19 protein-coding genes are annotated in these 20,484 nt (G+C 43.1%); all 19 read left to right on the forward strand.

Going from position 1 to position 20,484, the window contains the following annotated elements; all coding sequences use genetic code 11:
* Positions 1-163: 163 nt before the first annotated feature.
* The 19 genes from FNZ24_RS00320 to FNZ24_RS00410 all read left to right on the forward strand — a co-directional run bounded on the left by FNZ24_RS00320 (position 164) and on the right by FNZ24_RS00410 (position 20,482).
* Complete coding sequence (locus FNZ24_RS00320; RefSeq protein ID WP_153912373.1) at positions 164-1,090, forward strand: calcium/sodium antiporter; 927 nt, start codon at positions 164-166, stop codon at positions 1,088-1,090.
* 226 nt (positions 1,091-1,316) lie between these two features.
* Complete coding sequence (locus FNZ24_RS00325) at positions 1,317-2,003, forward strand: tetratricopeptide repeat protein (RefSeq protein ID WP_153912375.1); 687 nt, start codon at positions 1,317-1,319, stop codon at positions 2,001-2,003.
* A 135-nt stretch (positions 2,004-2,138) separates the two neighbouring features.
* Positions 2,139-3,326 (forward strand): sensor histidine kinase, encoded by a 1,188-nt coding sequence (locus FNZ24_RS00330; protein ID WP_228768314.1) that lies wholly within the window; start codon positions 2,139-2,141, stop codon positions 3,324-3,326.
* Positions 3,326-3,949, forward strand: a complete 624-nt coding sequence (locus FNZ24_RS00335; RefSeq protein ID WP_153912377.1) for a response regulator transcription factor — start codon at positions 3,326-3,328, stop codon at positions 3,947-3,949. The genes FNZ24_RS00330 and FNZ24_RS00335 overlap by 1 nt, the downstream gene beginning before the upstream one ends.
* Before the next feature lie 224 nt (positions 3,950-4,173).
* Entirely contained in the window at positions 4,174-6,249 is a 2,076-nt protein-coding gene (recG, locus tag FNZ24_RS00340; protein ID WP_153912379.1) for an ATP-dependent DNA helicase RecG, read from the forward strand.
* 132 nt (positions 6,250-6,381) lie between these two features.
* Positions 6,382-7,248 carry a DUF3014 domain-containing protein gene (locus tag FNZ24_RS00345; protein ID WP_153912381.1) on the forward strand — a complete coding sequence of 289 codons (867 nt, stop codon included), beginning with the start codon at positions 6,382-6,384 and terminating at the stop codon, positions 7,246-7,248.
* Between the two features lie 252 nt (positions 7,249-7,500).
* Positions 7,501-8,253: a beta-ketoacyl synthase chain length factor gene (locus FNZ24_RS00350; protein ID WP_153912383.1), complete on the forward strand. Its 753-nt coding sequence runs from the start codon at positions 7,501-7,503 to the stop codon at positions 8,251-8,253.
* 6 nt (positions 8,254-8,259) lie between these two features.
* On the forward strand, positions 8,260-9,123 hold the full coding sequence (locus tag FNZ24_RS00355; RefSeq protein ID WP_153912385.1) for a lysophospholipid acyltransferase family protein: 864 nt from the start codon (positions 8,260-8,262) through the stop codon (positions 9,121-9,123).
* A 28-nt stretch (positions 9,124-9,151) separates the two neighbouring features.
* A complete protein-coding gene (locus FNZ24_RS00360) occupies positions 9,152-9,406 on the forward strand; it encodes a phosphopantetheine-binding protein (RefSeq protein ID WP_153912387.1) in 255 nt (84 codons plus the stop codon).
* 8 nt (positions 9,407-9,414) lie between these two features.
* On the forward strand, positions 9,415-9,663 hold the full coding sequence (locus FNZ24_RS00365; protein WP_153912389.1) for an acyl carrier protein: 249 nt from the start codon (positions 9,415-9,417) through the stop codon (positions 9,661-9,663).
* A complete protein-coding gene (locus FNZ24_RS00370; RefSeq protein ID WP_153912391.1) occupies positions 9,663-10,214 on the forward strand; it encodes a hypothetical protein in 552 nt (183 codons plus the stop codon). The genes FNZ24_RS00365 and FNZ24_RS00370 overlap by 1 nt, the downstream gene beginning before the upstream one ends.
* Positions 10,207-11,574 carry an AMP-binding protein gene (locus FNZ24_RS00375; RefSeq protein WP_153912393.1) on the forward strand — a complete coding sequence of 456 codons (1,368 nt, stop codon included), beginning with the start codon at positions 10,207-10,209 and terminating at the stop codon, positions 11,572-11,574. The genes FNZ24_RS00370 and FNZ24_RS00375 overlap by 8 nt, the downstream gene beginning before the upstream one ends.
* Positions 11,567-11,941 carry a thioester dehydrase gene (locus FNZ24_RS00380; RefSeq protein WP_153912514.1) on the forward strand — a complete coding sequence of 125 codons (375 nt, stop codon included), beginning with the start codon at positions 11,567-11,569 and terminating at the stop codon, positions 11,939-11,941. Before FNZ24_RS00375 ends, FNZ24_RS00380 begins: the two co-directional genes overlap by 8 nt.
* Positions 11,938-13,698 (forward strand): glycosyltransferase family 2 protein, encoded by a 1,761-nt coding sequence (locus tag FNZ24_RS00385; RefSeq protein WP_153912395.1) that lies wholly within the window; start codon positions 11,938-11,940, stop codon positions 13,696-13,698. The genes FNZ24_RS00380 and FNZ24_RS00385 overlap by 4 nt, the downstream gene beginning before the upstream one ends.
* A gap of 4 nt (positions 13,699-13,702) precedes the next feature.
* Positions 13,703-15,268, forward strand: coding sequence for an HAL/PAL/TAL family ammonia-lyase (locus FNZ24_RS00390; protein ID WP_153912397.1), 1,566 nt, complete (start codon positions 13,703-13,705; stop codon positions 15,266-15,268).
* Between the two features lies 1 nt (position 15,269).
* Positions 15,270-15,779: an acyl-CoA thioesterase gene (locus tag FNZ24_RS00395; protein WP_153912399.1), complete on the forward strand. Its 510-nt coding sequence runs from the start codon at positions 15,270-15,272 to the stop codon at positions 15,777-15,779.
* 56 nt (positions 15,780-15,835) lie between these two features.
* Positions 15,836-16,594, forward strand: coding sequence for an outer membrane lipoprotein carrier protein LolA (locus tag FNZ24_RS00400; RefSeq protein WP_153912401.1), 759 nt, complete (start codon positions 15,836-15,838; stop codon positions 16,592-16,594).
* The gene (locus FNZ24_RS00405; protein WP_153912403.1) at positions 16,594-19,170 is read left to right on the forward strand and encodes an MMPL family transporter; all 2,577 of its coding nucleotides are present in this window, start codon (positions 16,594-16,596) and stop codon (positions 19,168-19,170) included. The genes FNZ24_RS00400 and FNZ24_RS00405 overlap by 1 nt, the downstream gene beginning before the upstream one ends.
* Complete coding sequence (locus FNZ24_RS00410; RefSeq protein ID WP_153912405.1) at positions 19,160-20,482, forward strand: NAD(P)/FAD-dependent oxidoreductase; 1,323 nt, start codon at positions 19,160-19,162, stop codon at positions 20,480-20,482. Before FNZ24_RS00405 ends, FNZ24_RS00410 begins: the two co-directional genes overlap by 11 nt.
* Positions 20,483-20,484: the final 2 nt, after the last annotated feature.

Raw genomic sequence — 20,484 nt, forward strand, 5'->3', positions numbered from 1 at the left:
CTTTCGACATTGATTAACCTATTGGGCGCACTATTTAGTGTGCCCTTTTTGTTTGGTCAATTAACGAAATTTAACCCTGCAACCACTAAATTAAATTGCGCAAATTTAAAAAGGCTCTATGCTTGCCATCCTTTTCGATTTAACCCATTTGTGAGCGTTGATCATGTTAATTTTATTATCGATTATTGGCGGTTTTTTAATCCTAACCATAGGAGCAGAAGCTCTGGTACGAGGTGCGAGTCAGATTGCCCTGAAATTAGGACTAACACCGTTAATAATCGGTCTCACCATTGTTGCCTTTGGCACCAGTGCACCTGAGCTTGCGGTCAGTGTAAAGTCTGCGATGGCGGGCAATAGTGGCATTGCATTAGGTAACGTAATTGGCTCAAACATTGCCAATATTGGTTTAATTTTGGGTATTACCGCACTGATCCGGCCAATAAAAATTGAGTCGCAAATGGTTCGCCGTGATATACCGATCATGATTGCTGCTTCAGTGCTGTTTTGGAGTTTACTATTAGATGGCGGTCTGAGTTTTTGGGATGGCTTGTTGCTGACAACCTTACTCATCGGCTACTTATCTTTTAGCTATATTACCGCAGATAAGCAAAGTAATGACGAGGGTTTAGCAGCGAATTCGCAAAGTAATTGGCTATCAATAGTGTTAATCATTATTGGTATTTCTATGCTTGTGGGCGGCGGTATTTTGTTTGTTGATGGCGCCGTTGCTATGGCTAAATCATTTGGCATTAGTGAAGTCATTATCGGCTTAACAATCGTAGCGATTGGTACTAGCATGCCTGAGTTAGTGACCTCTATCGTTGCGGCAATGAAAGGCGAAAGTGATATTGCCATTGGTAACGTTATTGGCTCAAACCTATTTAATATCTTAGGTATTTTAGGTGTAACAGCGTTGATTCATCCCATTTTGAACAGCGAAATTAGCTCCCTTGATTGGTTCACTATGATAGCGCTGGCAATGGTATTGCTGCCTTTTGCTTATACAGGCCTTCGCATAGGTCGACGTGAAGCTGCAGTATTAGTGCTCAGTTATCTTGGCTATATCGGTTATTTAGTCGTGCAAGCATAAGCTTTCATTTCTCTATTTTTAAAACTTCGTCTTTTCTAAATTCAGTCTTTTTCAAGCGCCAGTCTATTGATGCAATAGGCTGGCGTTTTGCATTTTACGCCATTGAAAATACATCAATGACATTTGTCACCTCAAACTGATGACGTTTGTGCCTGCACAATTTACGCCCATTCTTAGATACTAATTCCGAAGCAACAAACCTTTAATTGAATAAACGGAGTTAATCATGAAAACATTATTTATCGCAGTCACCCTTTCATTAGTCAGCCATAGTAGCATGGCAGATATTAGCGCAATTGATGCGGCTGCCAACACAATGAACATCAATGAGCTTAAACAAATTAGTGAGCAAAGCGTGGATTACGAACATGCATATGCAGAGTACCGCACAGCAATTACAGCGAATATTGTTGGCCAACGTGGCGTTTCAAAACGTGCACTAGATGAAGCGCAATCAACCTTAGAAAGTATTCTTACCCGTGAAGATGATGCTGAATCAATGGCATTACTCGCCTCAGTTTATGGCATGCAAATCTCAGCAGACCCAAGCAAAGGACAAACATTAGGGATGAAGTCAGGCGTGCTACTTGAGCGCGCAGAACAGTTAAACCCTAATAACCCTCGCATTGCATTAGTCAAAGCCATGAGTGCCTTTTATACCCCTTCGGAATACGGCGGAGGCATGGAAAAAGCCAAACAATTCGCCTCTGTGGCCATTGAGCGCTATCAAAACCCTTGTGATGATATTTGTTGGGGACATAGTGAAGCTTACACTTGGCGTGGACTCGCTCAGCAAGAGTTAGGTAATCAACAAGGTGCAGAGCAAGACTGGCAACAAGCTATCGATATTGACCCTAACTATAGCTGGGCTAATTTTTTACTTAATCCACCGACTTCGGCGCAGCAATATTAATAAATTCCAGTATTCACAAAACTTGAGTTACTTAAGCGGCTGACGAGTAACGTCAAACTGTTTGATAGTGTAAAACGAGCATACAGTTGCAGGTTTTTAATCTGCTACTGTATGCTAACTCAGCAAGGAAAGGTTATGAATAACCAACAATTATCTGCCAACAAACAAGGAATGGTTCACAAGGATATGACCACTCAAGATATTTGCCACCCAGAAAGAGCTTATAAGCAAAAAACAGCCTGGGTGTATCTGATCAATTTGATTTTTTACTTTATTCCTTTGTATTTTTTAAAGGATGATTTATTAAGGGTCAGTGTCAGCCTGCTACTGTTACTGCCTTTTTTATATAGCTACTTTTGGGCTTATAAAAGTTCATCAGCAAAGGCCATCTACCCTATCGGATTAATGCTGTTCACGGCGAGTATTGCCGCCCCCTTTACCGGAGGTGCAATTTCATTTTTCAGCTTTGCTGCATTCTTTATTGGTTTTTTCTATTCACTTCGCACCGCTGTGATTAGCTTTATTATTATTTCGACTTGGCTGTGGATACTTGATTACCTGGTTGGTTTTCAGGGATATTACTTCCCGCTTTATGGCATGCTTATCGTATTTGTTGTCGGGGTATTTGGTGTCATCGAGCACAATAATGAACGAGTAAGACGTCAACAACGCCAATCTAAAGATGAGATCGCTAGCCTTGCGACCGCATTGGAACGTGAACGTATTGCCCGAGATTTACATGACATCATGGGACATAACTTATCGTCTATTGCCTTAAAGGCACAATTGGCCGAAAAATTAGTTGAAACAGGCAACTTACCTTTAGCTCAAGAGCATCTAAAACAGCTTGCAGATATCGCACGAGACAGTTTAAGCCAAATACGTCAGACGGTATCGGACTATAAACATAAAGGGCTTGCCGACACACTTCAGCAATTAACCGAACTTTTACGCGAGCAAAGCATAGAGGTTCATGTCAGTGGCTCGCTGCCGAATATGCCCAGCTTGGTCGAGTCGCAATTAGGGCTGATGTTTACTGAACTGGTCAATAATACCATTAAGCATGGCAATGCAACTCAATGTCTATGGCAATTTGAATCTGCTGACGACCAAGTCAACATTCAATTCAGTGACAATGCTGCAGCTAAAGACATCATTGAAGGTAATGGCATTAAAGGCATAAGAGAACGTGTTGAGCTACTTGCTGGTCAATTTAGTTACGATATTACCGATGGATATCGATTCATGATTTCACTGCCACTTTCCATAGACCCTTTACCGAATTCGGCTGCAAATGAAGAAACTAATAAGGATATTAATTAATGAAAATTTTGCTGGCAGAAGATCAAGCCATGGTGCGCGGTGCACTATCCGCATTATTAACACTTACCGATGATGCTGAGCTTGGTCAAGTTGAAGTGACGGAGGCCGAAGATGGTGCTCAAGCAATGGCGTTATTAAAGCAGCATTCATATGATTTACTGTTAAGTGATATTGAAATGCCGCAACACACAGGTCTTGAGCTTGCACAGTGGCTGCAAGAACATCAGACGGGATCAACTGATAAAACCAAAATTATTATCCTAACCACCTTCGGACGTGCAGGTTATATCAAACGCGCGTTAAGCGCGGGTGTTGAAGGCTTTTTACTAAAAGATGCGCCAACTGAAAGCTTGCTCTGTGCGATTAAGCAAGTGATGTCAGGCAAGAAAGTCATCGATCCAGAACTTGCTATCAGCGCGATTGGCGACATTGACCCCTTAAATGACAAAGAACGCAAAGCCTTAAGACTTGCCAGTGAAGGGTTAACCACCAGTGATATTGCAGCGCAATTATTTATTGCTGAAGGAACATTGCGAAATTACCTGTCAGAAGCCATCAGTAAACTCAATGCCACCAATCGCATCGATGCTGCCCGTATTGCTAAACAAAAAGGCTGGTTATAGAGTCGCTTAGCATAGAATTGGGTAATATTATTGCCTTGTTTTAAAACTCTGCTAAGATAAGCCGTATATCTGTATATATTTACAGTACTATCGTCCCTAACAAGCATTAACGCTGAATAGTGACTTGTATAACTCTTGGGATAACTCTATCTAGTTAACCCCTACAAGAGAGATAGGTAACGGGTAAATATAGTCGTCACTGACAATATAAAGGCATTGTGGATTTGCAACCATTGGATCAGGTTCCTATAACCGACTTAAAAGGCGTCGCTAAAAAAGTCGCTGAAAAGCTCGACAAGCTGGGTATTAAAACAGTACAAGATGTGCTGTTTCATTTACCTATGCGCTACGAAGACCGCACCCAAATCTATCCCATTGCTGGCTTATACCCTGCCATGTATGGCACCGTTGAAGCCGAGATTATCTCGACTCAAATTGTCCCCGGTCGCAGACAGATGCTGACCTGCACGATTGCTGACGACAGCGGTATGCTGACATTACGTTTTTTCAATTTCTCTGTTGCACAGCGCAATGGCATGCAAAACGGCGCCATTATCCGTGCCTATGGCGAAATTAAACGGGGAAAACGCCATTTTGAGATCATTCATCCTGAATACAAGATTATCAAAGAAGGCGAAAACCCAGCCTTAAGCGATTCACTTACGCCGATTTATCCATCCACTGAAGGCCTAAAACAAGCCAGTTGGATCAAGCTTACCGAACAAGCGCTTAATAAATTGTCCCAAGGCGGCCTAAGCGAATTACTGCCAAATGAGTTGCAGCCCAATAATATGAGTATTGGTCAAGCTTTACAGCTTATTCACCGACCACCCAATGATATTGCCCAAACCGACTTGGAGCTGGGTATGCACCCTGCGCAGCAGCGGTTAGTGCAAGAAGAACTGCTCGCTCACAACTTAAGTATGCTTAAACTGCGTCAGCGAAATAATCTCGATAAAGCAGTGACTTTACCGGCAACGGGTCAGTTATTAAATCCTTTTTTAACCTCCTTACCCTTTAAGCCTACTGGCGCTCAGCAAAGGGTTGGCGCAGACATCTCGCTAGATATCGAAAAGCCAACCCCTATGATGCGTCTTGTGCAAGGTGATGTTGGTTCGGGTAAAACGCTTGTGGCCGCACTTGCGGCACTACAAGCCATTGAAAACGGTTACCAAGTCGCCATGATGGCGCCCACTGAACTATTAGCTGAGCAACATGCGATTAATTTTGCTGCTTGGTTTGAACCTTTGGGACTAAAAATTGGCTGGCTTGCGGGTAAGTTAAAAGGTAAAGCCCGCGCCCAATCCCTAGCTGATATAGCTGATGGCAGCGCGCAAATGGTGATTGGTACTCATGCTATTTTTCAGGAGCAAGTTAGTTTCAACAAGCTCGCGTTAATCATCATTGATGAGCAGCATCGTTTTGGGGTACACCAACGTTTAGGTTTACGTGAAAAAGGCGTTAGCCAAGGTTTTCATCCGCATCAGCTCATTATGACCGCGACCCCAATTCCACGTACCCTTGCAATGACAGCTTACGCTGATTTAGAAACCTCGGTAATTGATGAATTACCACCTGGGCGGACTCCGGTGTCCACTGTCGCCATTAGCGATAACCGACGCGATCAAGTCATTGAGCGAGTAAAACAAGCAGCCCTTAACGACAATCGGCAAATTTATTGGGTGTGTACCTTAATTGAAGAGTCGGAAGTATTAGAGTGCCAAGCTGCTGAAGATACAGCAGAAGAACTTAGTCGCTTACTGCCCGAACTTAAGATTGGCCTAGTACATGGGCGCATGAAAAGCGCCGAAAAGCAGCAAATAATGGCCCAATTTAAAGCGGGTGAGCTACATTTATTAGTGGCTACCACAGTCATTGAAGTGGGCGTTGATGTGCCCAATGCCAGTTTAATGATTATTGAAAACCCTGAACGATTAGGTTTAGCGCAACTGCATCAGTTACGTGGCCGAGTTGGGCGTGGTTCAATTGCCAGTCACTGTGTATTGCTTTACAAAGCCCCTTTATCTCAAACGGCCACTAAACGTTTAGGTGTCTTAAGAGAAAGTAGCGATGGCTTTGTGATTGCTCAAAAAGATTTAGAAATCCGCGGCCCAGGGGAAGTGCTCGGCACTCGTCAAACTGGGTTGGCTGAAATGAAAATTGCTGATTTAGTCAGGGATCAGTATTTAATTGAGAATACTCAAAAGCTAGCAGGACATGTCATGCAGCAAGTCCCTGATAATGTTGATGGCATCATTCATCGCTGGTTAGGCGATCGCCAACAATACGTACAAGCATAAATTATTGTTAACCTAAGTCTGTTATCACTAGACAAGTGTTAAGAATATTGCAGAATGAGATTTGAGCTTAAGGTTAAATACTTTTATCCCGTGTTCAGTTCCACTTTCGACGTTTAAAGCTAAGGAATAGAAATGCAAGTCAATCAAGAAGACAGAGCGACACCACAGTCAAGCAAAGCCAGTGGTAGCAATGCAGGCGTCATCGGAATCACTGTAGCCGTTTTATTAGCGGGTGCGGGTTATTTTTATTTTACTTCAGAGAAAGAACCTGAAGTCATTGAGCCTATTCCGGTTCAACTACCTGAACCAGTGCCTGAGCAGCCAATTGAGCAAGAACCGATTGAAGAAGTAATTGTAGAGCCTGAAGTCATTGAGCCTGAAGTGCTTCCAGCTGAACCTGAAGTAGTGGTTGAACCATTACCAGCACTGACTGAAAGTGATGATTTTGTAGAGCAAAAGACTATCGATATGGCCGATGGCATGAAAATCGAATCTATCATTCTGAAAAAAGATATCGCCCGCCAGTTTGTGGTATTTGTCGATAACATGGCACAAGGTGAAGTCATCCGCAAAGCGAGCCCATTAAAAGGCCCGAAAGCGAGTTTCAGTGTCAGCGAAATTACCAACAAAACATATTTAAACCCAGACAGCTACCACCGTTACGATTTATACGCTGACATGATTGCAGGTATGAATGACGAGCAACTGGTTAGCACCTTTGAAGAGTTATCTCCTTTATTCAATCAAGCATTTGATGAACTAGGCTATGGTGATATGACCTTTGAAGATCGCATGCAAGATGCATTTAAAATGATCTTGGCTGCTCCTATTATCGAAGATCCTATTGAGCTTTCATCAATCAGTGTGAATTATCAGTTTGTTGATACTAAGCTTGAAGCCTTACCAAACGTGCAGAAATTCATGGTACGAATGGGGCCAGAAAACACACGTAAGATTAAAGCTGCAGTTAGAAAACTACAGCAACAATTAGCAAAATAAGTTATTGCTATCAAAGCTTAATTATAAATTTTAGTGTGATAAAAATTTAAGCTTACCTGTGTAAACAAAGTAGTGGCATAAGTGCCGCTACTTTTTTATTTTCAGCCATTGAAAAAACTTCATCAAATCACAGATATTACGGTACAATCTGATAGTGACTTTAGAATAGCTAATTAATAACTAGTTCTAACTATCAAACAGCACAAAAAGTAACTCAACTAGGGATAGCTGAGTCATATCAGAGGCAATGTAGTGCAATTAGTATTTGATATTCTTTCGTGGGGCGCCTGGTCTGTCGACTTTCAAGATAAAGAAAGCTGGCTCAATTGGGATAATAGCGTCACAGCGTCATCAGACAATAAAGCATCCCCTGCATTAGCTCACGTTCCTGCTATGCAGCGTCGCCGTTTTAGTCGTTTAACTAAAATGATGCTAACAGCTGCCCATGATTGTCAGCCTGCTAGTAGCTGTCGAAGTGTATTTGCCTCAAGACACGGTGAACTCACTCGTACTCTCGGGTTATTACAAGATATTGTCAGTAAAGAAGCCTTGTCTCCCCTCGCCTTTAGTCAATCCGTGCACAATACTGCCAGCGGCATTTATGGCATGGTAAGTGGTAATACTGCGGCCTCAACCTCTATTGCGGCAGGTGAAGAAACCTTATCTCAAGCGGTCATCGAAACGTACGCTCAGCTTGTAGACAATCCAGAACCTGTGCTACTGGTATTTGGCGACGATCCGGTACCGCCTGTTTACAACCAATACACCCAAGAGTTCGAGTTACCGCTTGCGCTAGGTTTGTATTTAGCACCAGAAAATAATGGCCACCAAAGTGCAATCGCCCAACTGACCTTAACGTCTTGTAGCGATGCCATGGCAACAACCAAGGCGGCATTAAGCTTTGCTGAACTCATAAACGCCATCGCTTGCCAAAAATCATTATCGGGTCAACTTTGTCATTGGCACTGGCAGTTAACCCAGCCACTTGAACCTGACCTGCGATAACCTCAGATGAGCCAAACTCCAGAAAGCAGCCAGTACCATGATCAAGCTGAACCAAAGCCTTTCCCTTATTTAACGGGTATAGGTTACATCCCACGCTGGATTGGTGGAGTGATGTGTTACGTGGTGTTTGGTCTAGGCGGCTTATTAAGCTCACTTACCGTTTTACCTGTATTACGTTTTTGGCCAGGTTCAAAACAGCAACGTATCGCCAGAGTACAAAAAGCCGTACATATCATGTTTAAAGGCTTTGTGTGGATGCTCACTTTTACTGGGCTGATTAAAGTTCACAGTCAGCACACCCAAGCATTAACGAATGCCAAAGGGGTGATTGTGATTGCAAACCACCCCACTCTCATCGACGTTGTCGTATTAATCAGTTTAATGCCTAATGCTGGCTGCATTGTTAAACAAAGTTTGTGGCGTAATCCATTTATACGAGGCGTCCTATCCTCTGCAGGTTACATCCCCAATCGCGGCGCTGACTTGCTATTAGCTGATTGCCAACAGGTGCTAAATCGCCAAACTAATTTAATCATTTTTCCTGAAGGCACCCGCACAGTAGTTGGCTCTAAATTTAATCCATTTGCTCGCGGTGCGGCTAACATTGCAATTCGCACTCGCACTGACATCATCCCTGTCATGCTCCATGTCGATGTAGCTGGACTCACTAAGCAACAGCCTTGGTACGAGCCACCGAGGCAAACTGTAAATATGTCAGTAGAAATCGGCGCAGCTTTTGACCACCTGAGGTATGATACTAGTCAAAGTAGTGATGCCAAAATGGCTAGAGTACTAACCAGAGAGTTAGAGCAGCTTTATTCGCAACAGATAACCGCGCTACCGCCGTTTTCTGTAACGACGAAAAAATAATTACAATCAACAAAATTAGAATATGAATATGAATCTACATAACGAAATTAAACAACTCATTATCGACTGCCTCGATTTAGAAGATGTCAGTATTGATGATATTGAAACCGATGCACCACTTTTTGGTGAAGGTCTGGGGTTAGACTCGATTGATGCACTTGAATTAGGCTTAGCAATTAAAAAACAATTCGACATAAAAATCGAAGCAAACTCAGATGCCACTAAAGCTCACTTTTTCAGTGTTGCGAGTTTAGCTAGCTTTATCGAATCTCAACGTTCTTAGGAGTTATCATGCAAAATCGTGATCAAATCCTTGAGATGTTGACTCAAATTTTAGTCGATGAATTTGAAATCGAAGCTGAAGATATCAGCCTAGACGCCTCGCTTTATGAGTCATTAGATTTAGACAGTATTGATGCTGTCGATTTAGTGATTAAGCTTCAACAAATGACCGGCAAGAAGATTCAACCTGAACAATTTAAAACCGTGCGCACAGTTGAAGATGTCGTGAATGCCATTGAAGGCTTAATGAAAGACTAATGGTGCTGCTACTGCAAATCGTCACTGCCATCGTCATTATCTGTTACCCGTTAGCAGTTTACTTTGGCTTGCAGTACCTTCCACCTGGCACAATCGCGTTATTGCTTTGTGCGATATTAATTGCTCGATTAGTGCTAAACAAGCAACAAGTTAAAACCATGGCGCTGCCCATATTGGTGGGCATTGGATTAACCGCAGCCAGTTTTATCGCTAAGCGTAATGATTGGTTGCTGTATTACCCAGTGGTGATTAACTTAACCATGCTGGGTTTGTTTAGCTACTCTCTAAAAAATGGCCCAAGCATGATTGAACGTTTAGCCAAATTAAAAGAGCCTGATTTACCAGACTCAGCCATTCCATATTTAAATAATGTCACTCGACTTTGGTGCGGGTTATTTGTCATTAATGGTTTAGCTGCGTTTTATACTGCAGAGTTTGCCACATTGGAATTGTGGACACTTTATAATGGATTAATTGCCTATATCTTCATGGGGTTATTGCTCGGTGGAGAATGGATATACCGTAACTTTTGGTTGAAAAAACATGAATAACTTGCTGATAAACTGGCTTAATACGGGCCCTAAAACGCAACAACTGATTAGTTTCAATCATCATGACATTGTAACGGGTTCGTTGTTTACCGCCCATGTAGCTCATTTGTTCGAGCAGCTCAATGCTAGCCCAATTAAGCGTTGGTTATTAGCCGCTGAAACCAGTGATTTATTTGCTGCAGGTATTTGCGCGGCCTTACTCGCTGGCAAGCAAGTGGTCTTGCCTTCAAATACCCAAGGCGGCACATTAAATGAGTTAAACCATGCCTTCGATGGCGTGATAGCAGATCAACCATTATCTGAAGTTAAGCACTTTATTTTATTAAAAAAAGAAATGGGGCTTGCCAATAAACCTTGGCCGCAATCATCGCAAATTGGTGACTTAGTCCTATTTACCTCTGGCAGCAGTGGTGAGCCAAAAGCCGTTGAAAAATCTATTGAACAACTCGATGCAGAAGTCAGCGTACTTGAAAGCACTTTCGCTTCAAGATTACCTCAATGTAGTGTGGTTTCGACCGTTTCTCACCAACATATTTATGGTTTACTATTCAAAATTTTGTGGCCATTAGCCGCCAGTCGCCCTTTTTTGAGTGACTTAATTGAATACCCAGAAACCTTAAGCTACTACATCGCATTAATGCCAAACCTTTGCCTGGTCAGTAGTCCTGCTCAATTATCACGCTTACCAGAAGCCCTTGAGTTTGAACAACAGCAATTGGCGCCCAGCCTTATCTTTAGCTCAGGTGGGCCACTAAGCTACGAAGCATCGCAACATATCCATACCTGCTATGGCCAGTTCCCAATTGAAGTCTTTGGCAGTACAGAAACCGGTGGTATTGCATACCGTCGCCAAATGTCACCCAATCGAACTTGGTTGCCATTCAGTAAAATTGATATCTCAGCAGCGCCAGAAGATGGTGCACTGATGATCAAGTCACCTTATTTGAACTCAGATTCCGAATGGTACAAGTGTGATGACAAAATTGAACTTGCTGCCGACGGTCGCTTTAGTCTGCTGCATCGACTAGATCGCATCGTTAAAGTTGAAGAAAAGCGTTTATCACTGGCACAAATGGAAAGCTTATTGTGTACTCACCCATTTGTGAAAGAAGCGGCAGTGGTGCAATTAACAGAGCCTAGATTAATGCTAGGCGCCGCTATTACGCTAACAGATGAAGGCCTAAGCCAACTTGATGAGTCAGGTAAGCTAAGCGTTAACAATCATCTTAAAAAGCATTTATTAAGCGAATTCGAACGAGTGACACTGCCTCGTCGTTGGCGCTACCCAGAAACCTTACCGCTCAATGAACAAAGTAAGCGTATTCAAACGGAATTATTAACAGTATTCAATGATGATTAAATCAGCTTTACCCGAAATTATTGCTCAGCAAACCACGGACGAAGGGGTCAGTTGGCAAATATTTGTCGCTGCAGACCTCGACTATTTTAAAGGTCACTTTGATGAGCAAGCTGTGTTACCTGGCGTGACGCAACTTGATTGGGCGATTCAATTGGGTTGTCAGGCTTTTGGCTACCAAGCTGAGGTCGCAAGCCTTGAAGTGCTTAAGTTCCAACAGCTGTTGTTGCCAGACAGCCAAGTTGAGTTATTTATCAGTCATAATGCAGCTAAATCTAAACTGACCTTCAGTTACCGTGATGGTGATAAGCGTTATGCTTCTGGACGTATTGCATTAGCCACGACTCAAGATAAGGAAAGCCATTCATGAAGCTGGCTCTTATTATTCCTAATTACAATCATCAACAAGCCATTGCAGATACCTTAATCGCTTTGGAGCCATTTGGCCTGCCTTGTTATTTGATTAATGACGGTAGCAACGATGAAACCCGTTATTTATTGCAGTCACTCGCCGATAAATATGATTGGGTAAGCTTACTTACCCACCCTTTTAACCGTGGTAAAGGCGCAGCTGTTACGACAGGACTGCGCGCAGCATTTGCTGATGGTTTCACCCACGCATTACAGATTGATGCCGACGGCCAGCACTGTTTAGACGATATCCCGACCATGATTGAAGCCAGTGAAGCGGAGCCGCTTGCGCTGATTTCTGGTAAACCGCAATACGATGAATCGGTGCCTAAAGGTCGACTTTACGGCCGCTATATCACTCATTTCTGGGTGTGGGTTGAAACCTTAAGTTTTGATATTCAAGACTCCATGTGTGGTTTTAGGGTTTATCCTCTAGCCGCAACAGAGCAGCTTTTTCGCGATCAAGCTTTAGGCGAGCGAATGGATTTTGATATCGAAATCATGGTGAAATTGCACTGGCAAGGTGTTCCTGTCACCCACATTCCGACCAAAGTTATTTATCCTGAAGACGGCATTAGCCACTTTCAGGGCGTGAAAGACAATATTCGTATCTCGGCAATGCACACGGGATTATTTTTCGGCATGCTCAAACGGTTACCGCAGATACTTTCAAAAAAAAACGCTAACAAACATTGGTCTGCTATGGGTGAACGTGGCAGCTATTGGGGTATTAAACTCATTGCCGACAGTTATCGCTTAGGTGGCCATTGGCTGTGCAGAGCCATAATGTACCCTGTTATTTGCTACTTCTTCCTCACTGGAGTCACAGCAAGAACAGCGTCGATGGACTTTTTGCGACGAGTAAAACAACAGCACCCAGAGCAACCTTTACTGTCAGACCCTATTACGTGGCGAGATAGCCTTAAGCATTTCTTTGCTTTTGGTAATGCTGCCTTAGACAGAATTGATGCTTGGTGCGATCGCATTAAACTCGCTCAAGTGGATTTCCCCGACCGACACGTTTTAGCAGACCAAGTGGCATCTGGCCAAGGTGCAGTTTTATTAGTGTCTCACCTAGGTAACCTTGAACTGTGCAGGGCGATTTCAATCCACCAGCAACAAGTTAAGGTCAATGTCATGGTACTCACAAGCCATGCAGAGAATTTTAATAATGTCCTTAAGCAATTAAACCCGAATAGTGGTTTAAACCTCATTCAAGTGAATGAGCTTGGCCCTAGTACTGCAATGTTATTGCAAGATAAAATTACCGCTGGTGAATTAGTGGTAATCGCTGCGGATCGCACCTCATCCGATACAGCAGGACGGGTATTTTATAACGATTTTATCAACCAGCAAGCTGCATTTCCTCAAGGCCCTTTTATTCTTGCCGGTCTGCTTGATTGTCCAGTTTACACTATGTTCTGCTTGCAAGAACAAGGTCGTTATCGTGTCCATGTAGAACACTTATCAGATAGCTTAAAAGGTCCACGTAAAGGCCGTACAGAACGATTAGCCCAAGCTGCCACGGAATATAGCCGTCGCCTTGAGCACTTTGCCACCAGCCAACCGCTGCAGTGGTTTAACTTTTATGATTTTTGGCGCCGCGACGAGCACTCACAAAGAGTGCAATCTGAATCGGCACAGGCTCTAAATGAGACTGAGAAAAAATCTCGTCAGTCACAGAAAAATCCATCTAATACGCAGCAGGAACAGTAATACCATGAGCCAATCTACTCCATCCTCAGCATCATCGACCTTGGCAACGGTAAACTTTGGTCAGCGTTCGATTAGCTTAGAGCAAGTCGTCAGTGTTGCTAAAGGCGCACCTGTTAAGTTAAATGACACGCCGCAGTACCAAGAGTACATTCAAAAAGGGGCTAGGTTTATTGATAGCCTGCTTAACGAAGAGGGCGTGGTTTATGGCGTGACAACAGGTTACGGTGATTCATGTACTGTGACTGTTGGACTTGATTTGGTCCATGAATTACCGCTGCACTTATCTCGATTTCATGGTTGTGGCTTAGGTGATATTTTCTCGCCAATGCAATCTAGAGCGGTAATGGCCTGTCGATTAAACTCATTGGCAGTGGGTAAATCTGGGGTCACTTATGAGTTATTACAACGCATTGAATTATTGCTCAATCTTGATATTACTCCTGTTATCCCTGAAGAAGGTTCAGTCGGCGCAAGTGGTGATTTAACCCCGCTTTCATACTTAGCTGCGGTATTAATTGGTGAACGTGATGTGGTTTATCAAGGCAAGCGCCGCCCAACCAAAGACGTGTATGCTGAGCTTAATATTGTGCCATTAACGCTGCGACCTAAAGAAGGCTTAGCGCTAATGAATGGTACGGCAGTGATGACCGCTTTAGCCTGTTTAGCTTATGATCGTGCCCAGTACCTAGCTCGCTTATCGAGTCGTATAACCGCAATGGCATCGCTCACCTTAAAAGGTAACTCGAATCATTTTGACGACATCTTATTTGATGCCAAACCACACCCAGGTCAAAATCAAATTGCGACTTGGATCCGTGAAGATTTAAATCATCACACTCATCCAAGAAACTCAGACAGATTACAAGACCGTTATTCGATTCGTTGTGCGCCGCATATCATTGGCGTGCTGCAAGATGCATTGCCATTTATGCGCCAATTCATTGAAACAGAATTAAACAGTGCCAATGACAACCCTATTGTTGATGGCGAAGGCGAGCATATTCTTCATGGCGGGCACTTCTATGGTGGCCACATTGCCTTTGTGATGGATTCGATGAAAAACACCGTTGCCAACCTAGCAGATTTGATTGATAGGCAAATGGCACTAGTCATGGATCCTAAGTTCAATAATGGTCTACCGGCTAACTTATCTGCATCAGTAGGCGCTCGACAAGCGATAAACCATGGTTTTAAAGCGGTGCAGATTGGCGTTTCGGCTTGGACTGCTGAAGCATTAAAAAATACCATGCCAGCCAGTGTATTTTCTCGCTCAACTGAATGTCATAACCAAGATAAAGTCAGCATGGGCACCATTGCTGCTCGAGACTGCATGCGAGTATTACAGCTTACTGAGCAGGTTGCTGCGGCGGCATTATTGGCCATGACTCAGGGCATTCATTTACGTATTGCGCAAAACGAATTAGCCCAAGAGTCATTAACGCCGTCATTGGCAAAAACCGTTGCACAAGTGAGCAATGATTTTGAGTTGCTGACTGAAGATCGCCCACTGGAGGCGGTTTTACGTCAAACCGTTGAAAAGATTCAATTGGGTCAATGGGAGGTTTGCTGATATGAAAGCCATTTTCAGCACCGAGCTTACCATGGTGGTCCCTTTCCATGATGTTGATTCGATGGGCATCACTTGGCATGGTAACTATTTGCGCTACTTTGAAGTCGCACGCTGCAAATTACTCGATGAACTTGGCTATAACTATCGTCAAATGATGCACTCAGGCTATGCTTGGCCGATTGTTGACACTCAGCTTAAATATGTAAAAAACAGCACTTTTGATCAACACTTAATTGTTCATGCAAGCATTGTTGAGTGGGAAAATCGCCTGAAGATTAATTACCAAATACGCGATGCTGAAACCAATCAAAGGATCACTAAAGGCTATACTATTCAAGCCGCTGTAGAGATAGAAACCGAGGAGCTGTGCTTTGTCACCCCGCCTGTGTTTAGAGAAAAAATTCTGCCATTGCTTGAAGAAGGTGAGCTAAAACAAGAATTAGCCGCTGAACTCGCAGAGGTTTCTAACACTATCAATCAGTCAGTTAATCAAGAAGTTGATAGCCAATGAAGCTGCGACTTGCCTTAATATTCAGCCTAATATTTAGCATAGCGATAAGCTTAACTATGGCTAGCGCAGAACCAATTGATAATACAGAAAAAGCGTTAACCGGTGAGCAACTAGCGAACTTGTTCACCATGCATGCAACCAATGCTCAGCTCACGATATTGGCGCAAAAACTACAACTTGGGCAACAAGCTAAAGGCGAATTTAGCCAAATTCGTTATCTCGCTGTACTAAAACGGCCTTTAAAAAGTGCTGGGATATTTATTTTCAGCCAAGATACTGGCCTGTTGTGGCAACAAACATCCCCTTTCGCTAGCACAATAGTGTTAAAGCAAAACACCCTTATTCAACAAGACAGTTTTGGTAATATTTCCCATAGCCAAGCCAATCAAACTAGCTCGGCAATGGCAGAACAATTACCACAATTGATGCAGGCTTTATTGATGGGAGATATTAAGGCATTAGCCAATGACTTTGAGTTATTTATGCCTTCAAATGGCTCTTTTCAAAGCAATACTGCAAATAGCCTCGCAGATCTTGGCAATTGGCAATTAGGTTTAGTGGCTAAAGACCCCTTAATCAAACAAGCCATTGGTGCCATGGTGCTAGAAGGAGGCTATATAGAAGGAGGTGACATGGATGGAACTAACCAAATCAAGCGCCTCACTATGTTATCCACTCAGCCAGATAATGACTCTACAATAACCAGCGATAAAACGATCATCAGTTTTGCCAATGTTGTTCAGCAGCTTACTCAAGACGATATTCAACGCTTTGCGATTTATGAAGCTAGCGATACTGATAGCGAAGCAAATTAATGTCCAAGCTGGTTAATTGGTTTACCTCATCCAAACAAGCCTATACACGTTTTATCGTTTGGTTTTTACTGGTTGTTGCCGTTGCAGCCTATGGCGCTGCGCTATGGCAGTCAGGGGCAAAAATCCAAAGTAACATTTTGGCTATGCTGCCTAAAATCAGTGAAGCGCCATTAACTCAAAAAGCGTTAGATAGTGTTGAACTGCGGTTAGCTGATCAAGTTTATATTGGCTTGGTCGCTGATGATAAACAGCAGGCAATCGCAGCTGCGACAAAGTTAATCGGGCAATTACAGCAATCTCCTGAAGTATTTACCGATATCCGCAGTGGCGATAGTCAGCATATGCAGGCATTAAGTCAGTATTACTTTGATAAACGCTTCTTTCTACTCACGGATAAACAGCATAAATTACTTGCTGACAGTGAAAACTCAGACCAATGGCAGCAGTTACTGTTAGCAGCTCAGCAACAGTTATATAGCAGTTTTGGTTATGCCAGCAGCGCACTGTTAGCTCAAGATCCATTACTGTTATTCCCAGATAATGTTATGGCGCTCGCGCCTTCAAATCAGTTAACCAGTGAGCAAAATATTCTTTTAGGTGAGTATCAAAACAGTTCTGACGCTAAAACGACCGATACTAAAACTAACGCGGCTAAAACTAACGCGACTAAAGCTACCACGACTGTCGTAACCAAAAGTACAGCGATTGTCATTGCTAAGGGAGTAAGAAGTGCTTTTAACCCAGACGGTCAAGCGCAACAAATTGCCGTATTAACTGATGCATTTAGCTCGATAAATGCGCTTTATCCTGATATCGACGTGCTTAAAGCTGGCACCCTTTTTCATGCACAAGCAGCGACAGAAACTGCAAAACTTGAAGTGTCGACCATAGGTGGGCTGTCCTTGATCGGGGTCATGCTGTTAGTGTGGTTTAGCTTTAGAAGTCTCATGCCGCTTTCGTTGGCATTACTGACCCTATCCAATGGTTTTTTATTTGCCGTTGTCGCCACCTTGTCCATCTTCGGCGAGTTACACCTTCTCACGTTAGTATTTGGCACCAGTTTAATTGGCGTTGCTATTGATTACAGTTTCCATTTTTATTGTGAAAAGCTGCTACATAAAACCCATAGCGCCACGGATGTTATCAAACGGATTACCCCCGCGATGACTCTGGCGTTATTAACCAGTGCAATTGCCTTTATTGCAATCGGCTTCACGCCATTTCCGGGGATGCAGCAAGTTGCCATATTCTGCGCAGCAGGTCTGTTAGGCGCATACTTAACTCTGGTATTGGCCTACCCACTACTCGCGAACCATAAATTACCTGCCTCATCCCGCATTTTGCTCAAAGCAGAAAATTACCTGCTGTGGCTCTCCACTAAGTTCTCTGCAAGTCAAAATAGCCGCGATATGAAACTGGCTTTAATGAGCTTAGCTATGGTGCTTTTTACCGCTTTAGGTTTATCCAAGCTCACTAATAATGATGATATTCGTAATTTGCAGCAAAGCCCTGCCAGTATTACCGCTGAAGAAAACAAGCTAAGACAGGTACTCAGTGGTGGCACAGATAATCAGTTTATCTTGGTGAGTGCTGATAGTGAACAAGCACTATTAACCGAGTTAGCGAGTGCATCGGCCATGTTAACTTCAGCGGTTGAAGCACAAGAGCTAAGCAGCTTTGTCAGTTTAAGCCGCTATTTACCCAGCGCCGAGTCGCAAAACAGAAACTACCTCGCATATCAGCACTTATATCAACAGCATTTAGATGAAATTATTGACCAACTTGGGTTAGATGAATCTATAAAAGTAGATTTACTTTCAAGCCTTACGCAGTCAAAGGATGATCTAATCACCCCAGATGAAGTCCTTAAGATTGCCGGCAAAGACTTAGCTAGCCTTTGGATTCAAACCGATGACAGCGCTAATACAAGAGCTGGTACAATAGCTGATACAAGAACTGGTATAAGAACTGACTCAAGCTCAGAGCAGTTTGGCAGCATTATCTTATTAGGCGGAATTAAAGACTTAAACGCGTTAAATGCTCGGGTGACTCAAAGCGGTCTTTCAGTGCAGTTAGTCGATAAAGTCGCTGAAATATCCCAATTGATGGCAAAATTTAAATGGATCACTCTAGTACTTCTAGCCATGGTGTGCGCTATCGCAGTGTGTATTTTTAGCTTCAAATTTGGGATAAAGCTGGCCATAGGGATCGTCTCTATTCCAGCTTGTTCAATACTACTGACGTTAGCATGTCTAGGGCTTGCGGGTTCACCATTGAGTTTATTCCATGCATTAGCACTTATTCTCGTGTTAGGGATAGGTATTGATTACAGTTTGTTTTTTGCCTCCGTAAAATCCAGTTCACCTGCTGCAGCAAGTGGCGTAATGATGGCGGTATTTATGTCAGCTTGTTCGACCTTATTGGCCTTTGGCCTGCTGGCATTAAGCCAAACCAATGCGATTCATTATTTTGGCCTGACATTATTATTTGGCATTGGATTTACTTTTTTACTCGCCCCGCTGATCAGCATTAATACTAAAAAAATAACCAGAGAAGTAGCACATTATGGAAAGTAACCCGTTCGGTTCGCGCAAGGATGCACAAGAGAATCACCGCAATATTAATGTCGATGTCGTCATCATCGGTGCTGGTCCGTCAGGAGCGATTGCCGCGAGTTTGCTCCACAAGCAGGGCAAACAAGTATTAGTGCTTGAAAAACAGCATTTCCCGCGATTTTCTATAGGAGAAAGTCTACTACCATACTGCATGCAGTTTATTGAGCAAGCAGGTATGTTAGAAGCAGTTGAACAAGCGGGATTCCAATTTAAAAATGGTGCAGCATTTCGTCATGATGGCACTTACACCACGTTTAACTTCACCGATAAATTTACTGAAGGTCCAGGAACGACTTTCCAAGTACAGCGTGGACAATTTGATAAATTACTCGCAGATACTGCAGCTTCACAAGGTGTTGAGATCCACTATGGTCACAGTGTTAACGAGATTGACTTGGGGCTTGATTCAACTTCAGAGCCCAAATTATCGGTAACAGACGAGCAAAATAATACCTATCAAGTCACTGCTAAGTATGTACTTGATGCCAGTGGTTTTGGCCGTGTATTACCCCGATTATTAGATTTAGAAAAACCGTCAGACTTGCCTGCTCGCAGCGCCATTTTTACTCATATTGAAGACAATATTACCGATCCTAATTTTGATCGAGAAAAAATATTAATTAGCGTTCACCCAACTCAAAAAGATATTTGGTATTGGCTGATCCCTTTTAGTGATGGACGTTGTTCAGTAGGAGTCGTGGCTGAGCCACACTTGATTGAACATCATCAAAGTGGAGTCGAGGGTGAGTCTCAAGTCGAACTCGAGCAACAACTATGGCAGCTCATTAATGCAGAACCAGGCTTAGAGGCATTACTGGCTAACGCTAAAGTGTTGCAACCGAGCGCTAGCCTGAAAGGTTATTCAGCCAATGTTTCAACACTTGCTACATCGCAGTTTGCTCTACTGGGGAATGCGGGTGAGTTTTTAGATCCGGTATTTTCATCGGGCGTGACCATCGCCATGCAGTCAGCTTCAATGGCTGTTGAAACCTTAGTGAAGCAGCTCGATGGTGAAGATGTTAATTGGCAGCAAGACTATGCTCAACCCTTAATGCAAGGTGTCGATACCTTCCGAACTTATGTGCAAGCTTGGTACGATGGACGTTTTCAAGATGTCATTTTTTACGAAGACCCAAATCCAACCATAAAACAAATGATTTGTTCTATCTTGGCGGGTTATGCTTGGGATACTAAAAATCCATTTGTAAAAGACTCTGAACGTCGACTTAATATGATTGTCGACTTATGTCGCGACCACACTAAAGCGAGTTAATT

The sequence above is a fragment of the Shewanella sp. TC10 genome, from assembly GCF_009663145.1.
Lineage (GTDB): Bacteria > Pseudomonadota > Gammaproteobacteria > Enterobacterales > Shewanellaceae > Shewanella.

Excerpts from the sequence above, each read along its gene's own strand:
- FNZ24_RS00365 (WP_153912389.1), top strand. The coding sequence starts at position 9,415 with ATGCAAAATCGTGATCAAATCCTTGAGATGTTGACTCAAATTTTAGTC.
- FNZ24_RS00390 (WP_153912397.1), top strand. The coding sequence starts at position 13,703 with ATGAGCCAATCTACTCCATCCTCAGCATCATCGACCTTGGCAACGGTA.
- FNZ24_RS00360 (WP_153912387.1), top strand. The coding sequence starts at position 9,152 with ATGAATCTACATAACGAAATTAAACAACTCATTATCGACTGCCTCGAT.
- FNZ24_RS00335 (WP_153912377.1), top strand. The coding sequence starts at position 3,326 with ATGAAAATTTTGCTGGCAGAAGATCAAGCCATGGTGCGCGGTGCACTA.
- FNZ24_RS00355 (WP_153912385.1), top strand. The coding sequence starts at position 8,260 with ATGAGCCAAACTCCAGAAAGCAGCCAGTACCATGATCAAGCTGAACCA.
- FNZ24_RS00370 (WP_153912391.1), top strand. The coding sequence starts at position 9,663 with ATGGTGCTGCTACTGCAAATCGTCACTGCCATCGTCATTATCTGTTAC.
- FNZ24_RS00385 (WP_153912395.1), top strand. The coding sequence starts at position 11,938 with ATGAAGCTGGCTCTTATTATTCCTAATTACAATCATCAACAAGCCATT.
- FNZ24_RS00405 (WP_153912403.1), top strand. The coding sequence starts at position 16,594 with ATGTCCAAGCTGGTTAATTGGTTTACCTCATCCAAACAAGCCTATACA.
- FNZ24_RS00380 (WP_153912514.1), top strand. The coding sequence starts at position 11,567 with ATGATTAAATCAGCTTTACCCGAAATTATTGCTCAGCAAACCACGGAC.
- FNZ24_RS00375 (WP_153912393.1), top strand. The coding sequence starts at position 10,207 with ATGAATAACTTGCTGATAAACTGGCTTAATACGGGCCCTAAAACGCAA.
- FNZ24_RS00320 (WP_153912373.1), top strand. The coding sequence starts at position 164 with ATGTTAATTTTATTATCGATTATTGGCGGTTTTTTAATCCTAACCATA.
- FNZ24_RS00410 (WP_153912405.1), top strand. The coding sequence starts at position 19,160 with ATGGAAAGTAACCCGTTCGGTTCGCGCAAGGATGCACAAGAGAATCAC.
- FNZ24_RS00345 (WP_153912381.1), top strand. The coding sequence starts at position 6,382 with ATGCAAGTCAATCAAGAAGACAGAGCGACACCACAGTCAAGCAAAGCC.
- FNZ24_RS00325 (WP_153912375.1), top strand. The coding sequence starts at position 1,317 with ATGAAAACATTATTTATCGCAGTCACCCTTTCATTAGTCAGCCATAGT.
- FNZ24_RS00330 (WP_228768314.1), top strand. The coding sequence starts at position 2,139 with ATGAATAACCAACAATTATCTGCCAACAAACAAGGAATGGTTCACAAG.
- FNZ24_RS00400 (WP_153912401.1), top strand. The coding sequence starts at position 15,836 with ATGGCTAGCGCAGAACCAATTGATAATACAGAAAAAGCGTTAACCGGT.
- FNZ24_RS00395 (WP_153912399.1), top strand. The coding sequence starts at position 15,270 with ATGAAAGCCATTTTCAGCACCGAGCTTACCATGGTGGTCCCTTTCCAT.